This is a genomic window from Sphingobacterium sp. BN32 (assembly GCF_030503615.1).
Classification (GTDB): Bacteria; Bacteroidota; Bacteroidia; order Sphingobacteriales; family Sphingobacteriaceae; genus Sphingobacterium.
On record NZ_CP129963.1, the window covers coordinates 1,139,767 to 1,155,703 of the forward strand.

Annotated in this window: 10 protein-coding genes; 6 read left to right on the plus strand and 4 right to left on the minus strand. The window is 41.3% G+C overall.

The window, feature by feature from the left end:
- Positions 1-2 precede the first annotated feature (2 nt).
- From QYC40_RS04690 to QYC40_RS04700, 3 genes are read right to left on the minus strand one after another with little or no spacing between them, the layout of a single operon-like run.
- Entirely contained in the window at positions 3-761 is a 759-nt protein-coding gene (locus QYC40_RS04690; protein ID WP_301992681.1) for a hypothetical protein, read from the minus strand.
- Positions 745-2,196 carry a S8 family serine peptidase gene (locus QYC40_RS04695; RefSeq protein WP_301992682.1) on the minus strand — a complete coding sequence of 484 codons (1,452 nt, stop codon included), beginning with the start codon at positions 2,194-2,196 and terminating at the stop codon, positions 745-747. Before QYC40_RS04695 ends, QYC40_RS04690 begins: the two co-directional genes overlap by 17 nt.
- A 23-nt stretch (positions 2,197-2,219) precedes the next feature.
- Positions 2,220-2,846: an HmuY family protein gene (locus tag QYC40_RS04700; RefSeq protein ID WP_301992683.1), complete on the minus strand. Its 627-nt coding sequence runs from the start codon at positions 2,844-2,846 to the stop codon at positions 2,220-2,222.
- 353 nt (positions 2,847-3,199) lie between these two features.
- Here QYC40_RS04700 and QYC40_RS04705 point away from each other — a divergent pair, with 353 nt between their 5' ends.
- From QYC40_RS04705 to QYC40_RS04720, 4 genes are read left to right on the plus strand one after another with little or no spacing between them, the layout of a single operon-like run.
- A complete protein-coding gene (locus QYC40_RS04705; protein ID WP_301992684.1) occupies positions 3,200-7,084 on the plus strand; it encodes a response regulator in 3,885 nt (1,294 codons plus the stop codon).
- Positions 7,085-7,087: 3 nt separating this feature from the next.
- On the plus strand, positions 7,088-7,447 hold the full coding sequence (locus QYC40_RS04710) for a response regulator transcription factor (RefSeq protein WP_301992685.1): 360 nt from the start codon (positions 7,088-7,090) through the stop codon (positions 7,445-7,447).
- 7 nt (positions 7,448-7,454) lie between these two features.
- A complete protein-coding gene (locus QYC40_RS04715; RefSeq protein WP_301992687.1) occupies positions 7,455-8,531 on the plus strand; it encodes a HEAT repeat domain-containing protein in 1,077 nt (358 codons plus the stop codon).
- Entirely contained in the window at positions 8,519-11,923 is a 3,405-nt protein-coding gene (locus QYC40_RS04720; protein ID WP_301992688.1) for a sulfatase-like hydrolase/transferase, read from the plus strand. Before QYC40_RS04715 ends, QYC40_RS04720 begins: the two co-directional genes overlap by 13 nt.
- A gap of 3 nt (positions 11,924-11,926) precedes the next feature.
- Here QYC40_RS04720 and QYC40_RS04725 read toward each other — a convergent pair whose 3' ends face one another.
- Positions 11,927-13,180 (minus strand): YaiO family outer membrane beta-barrel protein, encoded by a 1,254-nt coding sequence (locus tag QYC40_RS04725; protein ID WP_301992689.1) that lies wholly within the window; start codon positions 13,178-13,180, stop codon positions 11,927-11,929.
- A gap of 150 nt (positions 13,181-13,330) precedes the next feature.
- Here QYC40_RS04725 and QYC40_RS04730 point away from each other — a divergent pair, with 150 nt between their 5' ends.
- Positions 13,331-14,347 (plus strand): ligase-associated DNA damage response exonuclease, encoded by a 1,017-nt coding sequence (locus QYC40_RS04730; RefSeq protein ID WP_301992690.1) that lies wholly within the window; start codon positions 13,331-13,333, stop codon positions 14,345-14,347.
- Positions 14,344-15,924, plus strand: coding sequence for an ATP-dependent DNA ligase (locus QYC40_RS04735; RefSeq protein WP_301992691.1), 1,581 nt, complete (start codon positions 14,344-14,346; stop codon positions 15,922-15,924). The genes QYC40_RS04730 and QYC40_RS04735 overlap by 4 nt, the downstream gene beginning before the upstream one ends.
- Positions 15,925-15,937 lie beyond the last annotated feature (13 nt).

Here is a 15,937-nt window from a genome sequence, read left to right on the forward strand (position 1 = left end):
GCTTATTCGTCCCTATAATTAATTTTAACTTGCTCGAAATCGGCGTTTACAGCATCGTACATGGCCATGTCGATTGGAAATCCGAGTTTATTGTACTTCACATGGAAATCATCAAACTTGCGTTTAGTACCGTCAGTCTTACTCGATACGGGGATTTGTATGCTATCTTTTAGACTATTACGATTCAGGAACTTTAAGTGATCCATGATTTCAATTGTACTTCCTGATCCCATGTGTCCAGAGCCGGACCAGCCGATTTTCTTCCCTGCTATGGCTAAGGCAAGTTCGCCACCCGGAACTGTAAGTAGTTTATTTTCGCGTTCCGGCCATTGATATCTTATGTTTTTATCAGCCTTGGCTACGGTATTGTAATCTTTGGCTAAAATGACTCCTACTTTGAAGCCTCGTGTGTTGTAGGTAGAAAGGGAGTCTGGTAAGTTGCTTTTATTCTTCGCGTCATAATGAGCTTCAGCGATTAGTTGAAGTTGACTGATGTTCGCATGGCGCTCACCGCGGTAGATCTTTGCTACCTGATATTGATCGTTGTATTCGAAGCTATACTTGATCATATATAGATTTTCAAGATCCAATACATAATCAACTACGGTTTGCTTCTGCTTAAGATGCTTGATGTTGACTTCGCTATCTTTTTGGCAAGAACTTAAGGAGAATGCCGCAAGAAGGAATGCCATGCCCGCGCTGATCATCTTTTTATGCTTTGGCTTTGCCAAAGGATTTGAAGTTCTATTTGGCTTGTTCATATGCTTTTTTAAAATTTGGTATTCCATATCCCATTTTGTTGTCTGGATTATCGCTTTGACTGGCCGTTTGTTGCAACAGTTCTTTGATTTCTTTTGCATTTTTAGTTGGCAAAGCTTCCCATAGGCAGGCAATCAAGCCCGCAAGAATAGGGGGCGTGTTTGAAGTGCTATAAGAGTCGCCCCATCCATAAACGACAGGTATTTCCTGTGCCAATACAGCTAATTCAGGCTTTATCCTTCCGTCGGCAGTGGGTTTATTTAGGACATTCCACAAGGGTTTATTTCGCTTGTTGATATTGCCGGCAGTGATAATGTGCTTGGCATCTGCTGGAGGGAGTACGAAGGTGATGCCATTGGATTCCTGAGGAAACATCTGAACTGTCAGAATTCCTTTTTTGAAAGCTTGATCAGCTACCTTACTGCTGATAGAATTCCCATCAGCTTGTTGAGCTTTCAAGTCAAATTGTGGCTGATTGAATTTGACGCCATATACACAGGATGAACTGATGATGTCAACACCCAAGCTATCGGCGCGTTCAACACCAGCGACCCAACTGGTTTCATAAAAGGGCTCTTGACTTCCGTTCTGATCTGTACGTAGCAGGATGTAATCTGCTTTCGGTGATAAGCCTACGAACTTTTGCGGATTGATGGCTCCGAGCATCGCTAAGAGGTTGTTCCCATTGGTTGTGGTCGTACTGATATCGCTGCGGTTATAAAGCAAATCATAGCTGTCTTTGATTTTATTCTCTGATAATAAATGGAGGAGTTCTGGCTTCTCGTCTAAGTAGCCAAAACCTTCACTAAGTATGGCGATGGTTTTTCCTTTGCCATAGAACTGCTTCTCGTGCAATATGTTGGCTTCGTATTGTTGCAATAAACCATATGTTTTGCCGTAATTGACAGCATTTACCTTTAATGTGTCTAAGGTGTTGCTGGACGCAATCGCAGTAAAGGTCGTTTCATTTTTAATTGGGGGTACAACAGGCTCCTGGTGAGGGAGATGCACACCAATTGGTTTTATAGACGATACGAAGGATAGTGATTTAATCTTTTCTAAGTTGTCTTTGTGCTCTGGTAAATGAATAACGGCATAGTTCAACCATTTTGAGCTGTTTAACAGTTTGCCCTCGCTTACTTTCAATAGTTCGTTCAGGTACTTGCTGCTGAGGGGTAAGTCTGTAGAGTCTATAGCAATCTGTTGAGACTTTCGACGTCGTATCGCTTTCTCACTAAGGTATTGAGATGGATTTTGAAGCGTGAATTTACCATCGTTTTTATCTTTGAAATAAACAATAAGGGCTTCTTTATAAGTTGCTTCTGCTGGTTTTTGATCGATGTAAGTACCATATGGTGAAATATCCTTACGGCATGCGCTAAGTTGTGCTAGCAGGCACAGACTTAAAACAATAGACCAGTTTCTTTTAAATTTCATATGATTGGTTTGTTGTAAGTAGATTAATGGAATCTTTGTCCTTTCTCTATGTATTGATATCGGAAGGTGAAGAATCCTGCACGCGTGCTGATGGATTCGTAAGTTTCACCCTTCAGATTGGGCATATCACGATAGAAACTTAAGATCTGTAGTTTTACAAATCCTTTTTTATCGGCAGTTTGAATAAACATTGTTTTTTCAGGATAGGGCATGTAGAAATTGTTTTCGTCCATATAATACCATGTTTTTCCGCCGCTGCGATAGCCCAATGCGAAGTCGGTTCTGCCATCGTCTTGTTTTAAATCGCTTAAGTTTGGGATATCTTTGATGTTTTGGTAAGCTGTATGCACAATGATCGCTTTTGCATTTCCGGTGCGAACAGGGTTTAACATGGTTCCACCATTAATCTTCAGTTGTGCATGTTCGAAGCAAATGTCCCAGTTATCAGCTCCAGGCTTCTTAACCACTTCGCCTGTACTAAACTTAAAGTAGGGCTTGGTCATATAGTCCGCCTTAAGATTTCTGATGACTTTTTCCCCTTGAATGGGATCAGGAGGGACTGTTGGTTTGTCTTCCTTTTTGCATGAACCAAAGAGGAGGAGACAGCATAGAAAGGCTTTGGAAAGCCTCGATAGATAGTAAATGCTCATCTTTCTTGTTTGTAATGATTCTAAATTACCGCAAATGTACGTCGAGCGAAAAAATATCTACCTATGCATAATGGCATTTAGGTTATGCGTAATGATATATCGATTTCAAAAGAAATAGGGATGTCGTTATTTTAATCATTAGTTTAATATTCTTCTACAAGATTTAAAACTATTCTAATAAGGGTTTGTCAGCACTTAGATTGCGGGCAATGAAACAATAGATAAGTTTTAAGTTGCTAAAAGAGAATTTTAAAACTATTCTGCAAGTTTGGCTGTTTTAATCAAAAATACGCTATTGTGCCGCGATATATAGCTATCTTGTGGCGCATTAATTACTACCTATAGAAAGCAACATGAAGTCTCAGTGTACTCCGGCAAATGAGTCAGAGCGCTTGGATATGTTATACTCTTTCGGCTTAATGGGTCTTGGCAAAATGCCAGAACTCAATGTTTTTGCCGAATTGGCGTGCAAGATAACTGCATGTCCATCTTCCATCATAGCGATAATGGAAGAAGATATACAACGTATTCAAAGCTGTTTTGGCATTAACTTAGAAACTGTAGAAAGGAGGAATACCGTCTGTCAATATACCATGATGAGCGAAGTGCCGCTCATGATTGAAGACACTTTCCAAGATCCTCGGACGAAAGATAATCCATTAATTCAAGCTTCTGGAATACGTTTTTATGCCGGCGTCCCACTTTTAGACGATCGAGGCTTGGCTCTCGGAACTTTGTGCGTTATAGATTTTGTTAGCAAAACTATTTCCGAGGAGCAGCTTTCGGAACTTGCAAAGTTAGGGGAGGCGATTGTTTCGATACTCTTAGCTAAGCGTAAATCCACGCAGGCCAACTATTTCAAACAAATACTAGCGGTCACACAAAATATGATCTGTGTTTTGGATGACAACTTTCTAATCAAAGAAATAAATCCGGCTTTTTCTGAATTAATGGCATTTTCGGCCCGTGAAGCAGTGGGACAGAGTTTTTTAGAGGTATTACAGGCTAATGATGCTATTCGAGAGGCGCTGCGGACTACGGTAGAAACTGGGAAAGAAGTACAAGTACAGACGCGAACCGAAACCCCAACAGAGGAAGAAACTTTCATCAATTGGAATCTTAAATATAATCCAGATAGTAAAGAGGTCTTTGCATTTGGTCGTGATATCAGTAAAGAAAATGCCGAGAAGGTGAAACTGTTGGTTTCTGAGCGTAGGTTCAGAAATTTCTTCGAAAACGGGATTGGTCTGATGAGTATGCACGATCTAGACGGCAATATTCTTCGAGTCAATGAAATGGGAAGAAATGTCCTAGGTTATTCTGCAGATGAAGTTCAAGGGCTTAACCTCGTTGATTTAGTACCTTTAGAAAACCGATCGCTCATTAAGCCATATCTGGAACGGATAAAGCATAAGGGTGAAGATAGTGGAATGATGGTGCTTTGTCGGAAAGATGGCGAGTGGATTTATTGGTTGTATAATAATATCTTGGAGATAGATGCCGATGGCAGTGCGTATGTTGTGAGTTCAGCTTTGAATATGAACGAGCGCATCATGCTAGAGAAAGATCTTCAGCATACCAAACAAATTCTAGAGCAAAGTAGTCAAGTTGCGCAAGTTGGGGGTTGGGAAGTTGATCTTGCTAAGAATGAAATTTATTGGTCGGGCCCGACGCGCGATATTCATGGTGTATCAGATGATTTTAATCCCACGCTTGAGAATGTTTTCTCGTTCTTCGACGATGAAGATAGCGAAATGATAGCGGAGCTCTTTACATCGGCTGTTTTATCTGGTCAACCTTATGATATCGAAACCCGACTTCAAAAAGCAACGGGCGAACAGATCTGGATTCGAATTAAGGGAGTCCCTGAGATGGAAGACGGGAGATGTACGCGGGTTTTCGGGATTATACAAGATGTTGATGAAGCAAAGCGCCTGTATCTGGAGCTGGAGCGTAAAGAATCAATGTTGCAAACGTTCGTTGATTATGTGCCGGCCTCTGTAGCGATGTTTGATCAGGATTTGAATTATCTAACCATTAGTAAGCAGTGGAAGGAAGAATTCCATTATGTAGAAAATCACGTGCCTAATCGAAATCTTTACGATGTGTTTCCCAATATTCCCGAACGGCGAAAGGAAATATATCGTAACGCATTGGAAGGAATTCCTTACAAGAATACTGACGAGATCGTTATGCGCGAAGAATATGAACATGCGCAACACTATAATTGGGAAGTAAGACCCTGGAGACTACCTGATGGAACCATTGGAGGGATCATCATCTTCTCGCAAAATATCTCCGAATTAGTCGCTAAAAATGAAGAGCTTAAAAATGCCAAAAAGCTAGCCGATATTGGGAGCAAGGCCAAGTCGGAATTTTTAGCGAATATGAGCCATGAGATTCGTACGCCTTTGAACGGAGTTATCGGATTTTCCGATCTTTTATTGAAGACTCCACTAAATGATCTTCAAAAGCAATATTTGAAATATGTTAATGAGTCAGGAAATAATCTATTATCGATTATCAACGACATATTGGATTTCTCAAAAATTGAATCCGGTAAATTAGAATTCTATATCGATCATTACAATCCTTATGAACTCGTCAATCAGGTTATTCATGTTATTCTATATCAGGCACAGAATAAGGGCATCGAGCTGCTTTTAAACATCGAGCAGGGGCTACCTGATCTGATCTATATTGATGAGTCAAGAATTAAGCAGGTTTTAATTAATCTCTTAGGCAATGCCGTGAAATTTACCGAGACGGGGGAGATTGAGCTTCGCGTCGAAAGAACCAACATTGAGCAGGATAAAGTGAGACTTCGATTCTCTGTCCGCGATACGGGGATTGGTATATCTGAAGAAAAACAGCATCGTATTTTCGATGCCTTTACGCAAGAGGATAGCTCGGTCAGCAAGCGTTTCGGTGGTACCGGGCTGGGTCTGACTATTTCAAATAATATTTTGCGCTACATGGGCAGTGAGCTTTCGCTTGTCAGCAAAGTCGATGAAGGATCGACCTTCTCTTTTGAAATTGAAGTGCCCTATGAATATACCGAAGAACAGAATGATGACCTTTCGGTTGAGACTGTACTTATTGTTGATGATAATGTAAATAATCGTGTAATCCTGGAGCATATGCTCGCCTATAAGGGCGTAGCGACAACTTCTGTGGGGAATGGATTTGAAGCTATACAGCTTTATCTCGACGGGAAACGGTTTGATGCTATTTTAATGGATTACCGCATGCCGATCTTGAATGGTTTAGAAACCATCGCGAAAATCAAAGAATTCTTGCTCCAACAAGGTGAGCCTATTCCACTTTTAGTGTCGCATTGCTCCTCGGAAGACCAGGAAGTCATGACACAGTTCCGTCAAGAGCAGAATTCCTATTGCCTGACAAAACCTATTATTTCCGAAGAACTATATAGGGTCTTGCGACAATCCTATACCACAGAAAGCCCGTCGATTGAAGAATATGAAACTAGCAATCACTTGGAAAAGGCGTTTCGGGTGCTCGTCGCGGACGACAATCCAGTAAATATGGCGCTGAATCTACGACTTGTGGAAGGGGTTTTACCACAATGTGAGACCGCTAGTGTAGAGAATGGTCTGCTTGCAGTTGAAGCTTGCCAAGCATCTATATTTGATTTGATTCTGATGGATATACAGATGCCATTGATGGATGGAATTGAAGCTACGCAACGTATTAGGACGCTTAGCGGCTATGAACAGGTTCCGATTATAGGAATTACTGCGGGGAATGTTATTGGCGAGAAGGAAAAGTGTTTAGAGGTTGGGATGACTGATTTTCTGACAAAGCCAATTAAAGCTGGGGATTTCATGGCGATGGTGACCAAAGCGATGCAGTCCTTAGAAGCAGAATTAGTTAATGAGATGGATATTTCGGCACATTTTGACGAGAGGGTCATGGATGAATCCACCGACCATGATGCCGACTTTAAACAAGAGTTTATTGGGATTGTGTTGGGAGAGTTGGAGTTACAGAAAGAACGGTTGAACCTCGCTCGCCATGAAAACGATGTCCCTCAGATCAAAAAACTGCTGCATAAGCTACGCGGAACATCCAGTACGGCCGGATTAACCTTATTGAATAGCATGACTGTTGACATGGAAGCAAAATTTGTAAATGGAAATCTTCCATTTGACGAAATATCGAATTTGATCAATGAAATTGAATTATTACAGAAAGTATTAATAAACTTAAAAGCGTAAAAGATGGTTGTGTTATTAGCCGAAGATGATGAATTGATTCTTAAAACTATTGAGCATAAACTAAAAAAAGAAGGATTTGAAGTCATTCTAACGCGGAATGGACAAGAGGCTATTGAATTGATTAGAACCCAACAAATGGATTTAATCATAAGCGATATTATGATGCCTTTTGCTTCTGGAATAGAGATTCTCGCAGAAGTAAAGCAATTAGAGCGACCAATTCCCATCATGATGCTCTCAAGTATGGGGCAGGAGGATATTGTAATTGAGGCTTTCCAATTGGGAGCTTCTGATTATATGATCAAGCCTTTCAGCCCTAATGAATTGATTCTGCGTATTAATAAATTGTTGAACAGACCGTAGGAGGAAGATGGAGTCGGTACTCACGCTACACGAACTGATGATCGGAATCTTAACTATTTTGATTCTCGTATTTTTGTTGATTCTTACACTCTTGATTTTTAACTTTCGCGCCTATAAGATCGTGGAAAGCAAGCAACTGTGGAAGAAGTTGGTGGATGAGTATCTTGCTAATGTGATCATAGAAAGTTCAGTAAATGAACTTGATATAGAAAAAGATATCAACCATTACTTAAAGTATCCTGAGTTTAGGCGTTATTTCCTTAATCGATTGGTGGAGTCTGAACGTAAGTTTTCCGGTGTTGCTGCTGAGATCTTAAAACGTGTGTTCTATCACTACCGTTTGAATGAAGAAGCTTATGCTTTGTTGCGCAAAAAGAAAGCATATTTGATAGCCCGGGGAATTCAGGTATTAACGCTGATGAAAGCAGCAGAAGCTCTTCCAGAAATAAAGTCCATGTTAAATCATAAACATGTCCGAGTACGACAAGAAGCCCAATACGCCACTGTTTATTTCGAAGGATTTGGAGGATTATCTTTTTTGGATGATTTTGATGGGGTGTTGTCAGATTGGCAACAGCTACGCATTATCAGCTTTATCAAAAAATTGCCTAAAGACGCTATTCCACAATTGTTGAGCTGGCTATATAGCGATAATCCCTCTGTTATCATTTTTTCACTAAAGCTTGTTCAGAAATTCAAATTATTGGAACTACACACAGATTTAATTCAGATATTAAGCTTTCCCGACCCTGACGTACAGCTCGAAGTGATACGAAGCATGTTCAGTCTTGACGTTTATGATACATCAGAACAGCTTATAAATCGTTTTCCATTGATGGAAGAAGCGCAACAGCAGGAGATAATCAAAGGTTTGGGCTATACCCGAGCACGGGATCAGATTGACTTCTTAAAGAAGGAGTTGACAAGTTATCCAACGGAGGCTGGGAGGGTGAATATTGCTGATGCACTTCTTTCTATGGGGGAATTTAACTACTTAAATAACTTGAAGTTATCTCTACAGGACGGAGATCCGAATTTATTAGTCATTAACCACGTATTAGATAATAAGCGATGGACGAAATAGCAAAGATTATATATGAGATTTTTGTCTGGCTATTCTTGCTCTATTCCATGGGAATATTCAGTGTATATACTTGGATAGCCATATTTTCCTATGGTGCGGTCACTCGTTATAAGTACGGTAATATCTATACAGATTATTCCTTGATCGCAAGCAATCCGAATGCCCCGAGTTTTAGTCTAATCGCACCAGCCTACAACGAAGGCAAAACCATCGTAGAGAACGTCAGGTCGCTACTCTCTATCTATTATAATAAATTAGAAATTATAATTGTCAACGATGGATCTAAAGATGATTCCATCGACAAACTTGTTGAAGCATATCATTTAGAAAAAGTGAGCTATGCCATCAGCGGGAATTTGAAAACTCAAGAAGTTGTTCAAGTTTATAAAAGTAAAAACCCTGCCTTCAAGAAGTTAATTGTAGTCGATAAAAAAAATGGGGGCAAAGCCGATGCACTCAATGTTGGGATCAACATTTCTAAGAGCGATTATATAGTCTGTATCGATGTAGACTGCATAATCGAACAAGAGGCAATACTAAAACTTGCTAAACCTTTTTTGGAGCAGGAGGATAAGCGACTTATTGCCTGTGGAGGTGTAATTCGCTTAGCGAATAATTGCAGAATTGAAAACGGGAAAGTGGTCGAGGTCAATCTGCCAAAAAGCTGGTTGGGTAGAAGTCAGGCGCTGGAGTACATTAGAGCATTTGTATTAGGTCGGATGGCATGGTCAAGAGCAAGCGGTTTAATTCTCATTTCAGGGGCTTTTGGAGCCTTCGACAAGGAGATTGTGTTGGCTTGTGGAGGATATGATCACAGCACCGTTGGAGAGGATATGGAGCTCGTAGTTCGTATGAGACGCTACATGATAGAGCAGGGGCTTCCGCATCAGGTAATCAATATCCCGGATCCATTATGCTGGACGGAAGTGCCGGAAAACAAAGAGATCTTAAAAAAGCAAAGAAACCGCTGGATGAGGGGCACGATGGAAACATTGTGGACACATCGCAAACTGATGTTCAACCCCAAATATGGTAAATTGGGGATGATCAGCCTTCCATATTGGTTTCTCTTCGAGTTCTTAGGCCCTTTTGTCGAGTTTACAGGCTATATTATCTTTATTCTTTTCGCTTTATTTGGAATAATAAATTGGACATTTTTCTTTGCCTTATTCCTCCTTGTTGTTTTTTCCAGTGTACTATATTCGGTTTATGCGATCTCGCTGGATTTGGTTAGTCATCAAGTTTATTCTAAGCGAAAGGATCTAACCACGCTGATTGCCACAGCCGTCTTAGAGCCGTTTTATTTCCATCCCATGGTTGTACGCGCTGGAATTGCAGGTATGATCGATTACTTCCGAAAAAAGAATGGGTGGGGAGAAATGACAAGACAAGGATTCGCACAAGAGAAGGATGAAAGCTTCAAGGAAAAGGCTACGCGCTATAGCAAATGGTTGATGGAGCAATTTAGTCCTGTGGCACTCGTTTATCTCGTATTTGTTTTGTTTGCAAGCGTGGCAGAATGGCTCATCTACGGAAACAGCGTTCAGCAGTTTAAAACAATGGAATCATTCGCTGTTTTGTTTGCTAACAACACCTTAGCGGCACTCGTTTTTCTATTGCCCTTAGCTTTAGCTTACCTAATCATTTCTCTATTCAACGAGCGTTTAGCGAACTGGATACTACCCATTATTACCTCCGCTGCCATTATCATACAATTAGTTTTAGCCTTTTATTTTATTGAGTCGAGAAACTTGTTGGGAACTGATCTGTTTTTCTACTCTTCCGACGAACTCATCGGAATACTTCGTGCAAGTAACGTCCTTAACTGGTTGAATGTGTTTGTTTTAATATGTGGTCTAATAGCGGTTGTTGCGAGTGTAAAGTTCCTGATTAGCAAAATAAAAGGATCATCTCTCCAGGCGCTATCTGTACTAGGGGCTGGAGTAATTGCATCGATTTATTTATCTGTATTTGGTGTCGTCACGAGCCGTTCAGAAGATGATTTCATGCAAACGGCAGAACGAAGCAAAATAGGCTTCTTTCTTTATAGCAATGCCGGTTTATTAACGGATCATATTGGAGATCGTGTATTTGCCAATGCTATTGAGCCCTCCTTTGATTCATGGAACGCGGAATACCCCTTTTTAAAAAATGAACAAACTCACGACGTGCTGGGGCAATACTTTCATCATGCGGATAAGACGCCTAACTTGGTTTTGCTTTTAGTTGAAGGCTTAGGAAATGCTTACAGCAGCGCGAATGGCTACATCGGCGATTTTACGCCTTTCCTCAGTCAACTAAAAGATAGCTCCTTAGTTTGGGACAATAATTTGAGTTCCTCCGGGAGAACATTTTCTGTTTTGCCGACAGTCTTAGGTTCTCTGCCGTTTGGAGCATCAGGCTTTCTTGAACAAAAAGATTATCCCAAACATTTTAACCTGCTGAATGTGATGGCTTTTAATGGTTTTAAAACGGGGTTTATTTATGGCGGAGATGCTGATTTCGATTATATGGCTAAGTACCTAAAAGCTAATAGCATCGATGAACTAATCGATGAGTCCAACTTTCCAAAAAGCTACCGACGCCTTCCCAGCAATAATGGTGAAAGTTGGGGGTTTGAGGATCAAGCTGTATTATCGCAGCTGAGTGCTTTAGCACGCACACAAGCTGCGCCTTATTTTCATATAGCATTGACGCTCTCCACGCATAATCCTTTTCTGATCAACGACGTGTCTAGGTATGAAGCACTTTTTGAATCGCGCCTGAAGCAGCTTAAACTATCGAAAGCCAAGCATAATATGGCCCTGGAAAATAAAAAACAGCTTACATCGATAATGAATCTGGATGACGCCCTTCGTCAATTCTTTGCTACCTATCGCCTGCGCGAAGAATTCAAAAACACCATCTTTATCATTACTGGCGATCATGCGATGCCGGAGATACCCTTGCAAACGAAAATCAATCGCTATCACGTTCCTTTGGTTATTTACTCGCCACTATTGAAAACTAAACGTAGGTTTCAACATACAGTAAGCCACTTCGATATTGCTCCGTCTATTCTTGCTTTTTACCGTGAAAACTATCAGTTGAAAACACCTGAGCAGGTGACCTGGATAGGAAGGGGGCTGGACATCGGGGCTTCGCAACCAAGTATCGGTGTTCCGATGATGCAGAGCAAATCGCAGTTGATAGACTTCGTATATGACGATATGCATATCAACGACAACAGGATGTTTAAGTTGGACAGTAAATTAAATGAAGAACCTTTTGGCGATGCAAGTGCAGATCAAGCCATGAAAAAACGATTTGATACTTTCCGCGAGATGAACAAGCAGTTTATCAAATCGTCTTCTCTATTGCCAGATTCAGTGTACAAGAAATTCTTTCAGTAGCTTTTAAAATCTACGTTTATAGCCGACAGTGATGTCTATCTGGTTGTCTTTAACCTCCGGGAGATACTCTACATTATAGTATGTTCCAGAGATAGAAAATAAGTTTTTCTCCTTGACGCTCAAGTTGTATTCCAAACCAGTTTTAAAGGTTTTTAGCTTGTAGCTATCGCCTACTAATAAGTTTTCTCTATTTTCTTCGGGGCTGATACCAGTACCAACGATGAATCCAAAATAGTCGTCTGCACCCTTGGTATAATAACGTACTGTACCTGCATACGAATGGGAGATGTTGCTATCGCCAGGAGTCAGATACGTTCTAGCGTTGAACCAAAAGTTCTTATAATATTTACCCACAGAAGCAGTATACATCCAGACATTTTCCGTGAATTTCAATTGTCTGTAACCTAGCTCGGCTTCAAAACTTGCGGGCAAATTAGCATATAAGGATGCTCCCGTTCTAAACTTAGGGAAAAGACCTTCGCTATTGGAGTAGCCTGTTCCTAAATACATATAGAATATTTTAGATAAACGGGGATAAGCTTCAAGTTCAAACTGTGTTCCGCTACTGCCAAACTTGTTCGCTAAGTTCGTTCTAAAGATGAAAGATCCAATAGATGTGCGCCTCTTATAGCTTAATCCTACAATGTGCCAATCATCGGCAAACTGCTTGTCGAAGTGCATCCAGTTATACGTGACACCTACCTCGTTGCCACCCACTTGCTCGCGGATTGAGTTGACTAACTCCCGGGCGCCGCTATTTTTCGGGTCCACAGCGAGGAGTTCATTTAACTGTTCATTAGCCTCGGTATAACGTTTGGATGCATTGAATATCTTGGCTTTCAATAATAATAAGTCAGTAGACTTTGGATGAGAAGAAAGACCACGGTTCACTACACGGAGCGCTTCTTCATTTTGGTCTTCCCAATATTCCATCGATCCATACGCCAAATGAAAATCCTCATCGGTCGTATTCTGTAATTCTAGTTGCTTAAATATCATTCTTGCCGAATCTGGCTGATCCATCCAAGTGTATAGCCTGCCTAAAAAAACACCGATATCGGTATAATCTGGACTTTTTTGTAGCGCCTGTTTTGCTAGTCCCACAGCTGCAGGATAATTCTTGTTGTCAAACGCTTCGGTACGCGCTCGTAAGAATAGTTCATCCGAATTCAGCGTTCCATCTTGTGCGAAAAGGATAGTAGATTGAAGAGTGCATAGCAGGGCTAAGGCAAGAATGCCAATTAGTGTTGATTTCATAAGTAGATACTTCTGTAGATGAAACAAAGTTACTTGTTTTTACGGCTTTAAATAAAGAAAAGCCGATTTATTTGTTGCACCTTCCATTTGTTAACAGGATGGCACGATTGCTATTGCAAACAATTACGTAGGGTTACTCGTTCATTTGATATGCAGATTATCGAATTTCGACCACAAGGCATTTACTGTATACCTGGTAAGTTTTATATAGACCCATGGCTTCCTGTAGATAGAGCGGTTATTACACATGGGCATGCTGATCATGCTCGCCCTGGAATGGGAAGCTATTTATGCCATCGATTTACCACGCCCATTCTCAAAATACGAATTGGAGAAGCTATACAGGTTCAGGACGTAGATTATAACGAACCTGTATCCATCAATGGAGTCGAAGTTTCCTTGCACCCGGCGGGACATATTATTGGTTCGGCTCAAGTAAGATTAGCATATAAAGGTAAAGTCGTGGTTGTTTCGGGTGATTATAAGTTGCAAGATGACGGACTAAGTACGCCTTTTGAACTTGTGCCTTGTCATGAGTTTATCACGGAAAGCACCTTTGGACTCCCAATTTATCAATGGGAAACGGTGGAAAATCTCAATAAGCAATTGCAGAATTGGATTATTAGAAACCAATCCTATGGAAAGACTTCGGTGTTTGTCGGATATTCATTAGGAAAAGCACAGCGCATTATGAGAGCGGTGCAGGACATGGCGCCCATTCATGTGCATAGCTCTATCGCGCGATTAAATAAAGCGTACGAAAGCGTGGGCATCGTATTGCCCGAATATCAAACCGTGGATCTTCGCGAAGATCTGAAGTATGTAGATAAAAATATTGTCATCCTGCCGCCTTCGCTTGTTGGAACCCATGTTATCAAGCGCATTCCGCATATGGCTTACGCTATTTGCTCGGGCTGGATGTCGGTGCGTGGAGCAAGGCGATGGCGAAGTGCAGACGCTGGTTTCGCGGTAAGTGACCATGCCGATTGGAATGATTTATTACGTGTTACTCGGGAAACCGGTGCCGAGAAGGTTTATGTGACGCATGGGCAAACCGCAGTATTCAGCAAGTACCTCAATGAAAATGGAATCCTTGCAGAAGAAGTAAAAACCGATTTTGGGGTGGAAAAAGAAGAGGCATTGATGAATGAAAATGAAGCCATATGAAAGAATTTGCTCAACTGATCAACAGCTTGGACAGTACCAATAAGACATCGCTTAAAACGGAAGCGATCGTGCAATATTTGGAGCATGCCGAGAACCGGGATAAACTCTGGTTTTTGAGCCTGTTCACAGGGCGGCGCCCAAAGCGACAGGTCAGTACAGCGCTAATGCGCGAGTGGGTTAAAGAAATCGTGGATATCCCAGATTGGCTTTTCATGGAGTCCTATTCATCCGTCGGGGATCTTGCAGAGACTATTTCTTTATTGTTGCCCAATCCCACCGGCAGTGTTGATTTGGCATTGTCCGAATGGATGGATAGAATTCTAGATCTGCACGATAAAAGCGATGAGGAAAAGAAAGCTTTTGTGCTTCATGCCTGGCAGGGTCTGCCGCATCAGGAACGCTTTATTTTTAATAAACTGTTAGGAGGTAGCTTCCGCGTTGGTATTTCAGCGAAAAGTCTAATCAATGCGATTGCACTTTATAGTGGGCTCGATGCCTCTGCCGTTGCTCATAGCATTATGGGAGAGTGGTTGATAGATGATGTAGATTTTGATTTGCTCATCAAAGGACAGTATGTCAATACCAATCTTTCGAAACCCTATCCATTTTGCCTCGCTTACCCCTTAGAAAATCTTGAAAAAACTATTGTTGATCCGCAAGAATGGCAGGCAGAGTATAAATGGGATGGCATTCGTGGACAAATAATTAAAAGGGCGGATGAAATTTTTATCTGGTCGCGAGGGGAGGAACTTGTGACCGATCAATTCCCGGAATTAGTGCGGGAATTTAGTAACTGGCATGGAGATTTCGTTCTGGATGGTGAGATTTTAGCCATCCTCGATGGAGAAGTTTTAAACTTTACGTTTCTGCAGAAGCGACTGAATCGGAAGTCAGTCACAGATAAAATGCAACGGGATATTCCCGTTAGCATGTTGCTCTACGATTTATTAGAGTTAAATCAAGAAGATCTTCGACACACAGCGATGGCATCGCGACGGGAGAGACTAGAACAGCTATTCCAAGAGAATCAATCCAGTTCCATTAGACTATCCCCCTTGATCGAATTTCAAGATCTTGATACCCTGCATGCCCTGCGTGCTTCTGCGCGGGAGAACAATAGTGAAGGCCTGATGTTAAAACATAAGAATTCTATTTATCACGCCGGAAGGAAGCGTGGCGATTGGTGGAAATGGAAAATTGACCCCCTATCCATCGATGCCGTGTTAATTTATGCGCAAAAGGGTAGTGGACGACGTAGTGGATACTATACGGATTACACATTTGCGGTGCGTGACGGGGACAAACTGGTCAGCATCGCCAAAGCCTATTCCGGGCTGACGGATAAGGAAATTCAGGAAGTAAGTCGTTTTATAAATAAAAACGCGATTGAAAAGTTCGGACCCGTACGAACGGTCAAGCCCGAGTTGGTATTCGAAATTGCCTTTGAAGGAATTGGATGGAGTTCGAGACATAAATCAGGGATAGCCTTGCGATTCCCTCGTATTGCTCGCTGGCGCAGAGACAAGACCGTAGAAGAAATTGACGAGTTGGAAGAAGTAAAGAAATTGATCAAATAGTAGTCGAATTTAG

What these genes read in the sequence shown, in the direction of transcription:
- QYC40_RS04715 (WP_301992687.1), top strand. Translation starts at nt 7,455, where the DNA reads ATGGAGTCGGTACTCACGCTACACGAACTGATGATCGGAATCTTAACT.
- QYC40_RS04725 (WP_301992689.1), bottom strand. Translation starts at nt 13,180, where the DNA reads ATGAAATCAACACTAATTGGCATTCTTGCCTTAGCCCTGCTATGCACT.
- QYC40_RS04690 (WP_301992681.1), bottom strand. Translation starts at nt 761, where the DNA reads ATGAACAAGCCAAATAGAACTTCAAATCCTTTGGCAAAGCCAAAGCAT.
- QYC40_RS04710 (WP_301992685.1), top strand. Translation starts at nt 7,088, where the DNA reads ATGGTTGTGTTATTAGCCGAAGATGATGAATTGATTCTTAAAACTATT.
- QYC40_RS04735 (WP_301992691.1), top strand. Translation starts at nt 14,344, where the DNA reads ATGAAAGAATTTGCTCAACTGATCAACAGCTTGGACAGTACCAATAAG.
- QYC40_RS04700 (WP_301992683.1), bottom strand. Translation starts at nt 2,846, where the DNA reads ATGAGCATTTACTATCTATCGAGGCTTTCCAAAGCCTTTCTATGCTGT.
- QYC40_RS04705 (WP_301992684.1), top strand. Translation starts at nt 3,200, where the DNA reads ATGAAGTCTCAGTGTACTCCGGCAAATGAGTCAGAGCGCTTGGATATG.
- QYC40_RS04730 (WP_301992690.1), top strand. Translation starts at nt 13,331, where the DNA reads ATGCAGATTATCGAATTTCGACCACAAGGCATTTACTGTATACCTGGT.
- QYC40_RS04720 (WP_301992688.1), top strand. Translation starts at nt 8,519, where the DNA reads ATGGACGAAATAGCAAAGATTATATATGAGATTTTTGTCTGGCTATTC.
- QYC40_RS04695 (WP_301992682.1), bottom strand. Translation starts at nt 2,196, where the DNA reads ATGAAATTTAAAAGAAACTGGTCTATTGTTTTAAGTCTGTGCCTGCTA.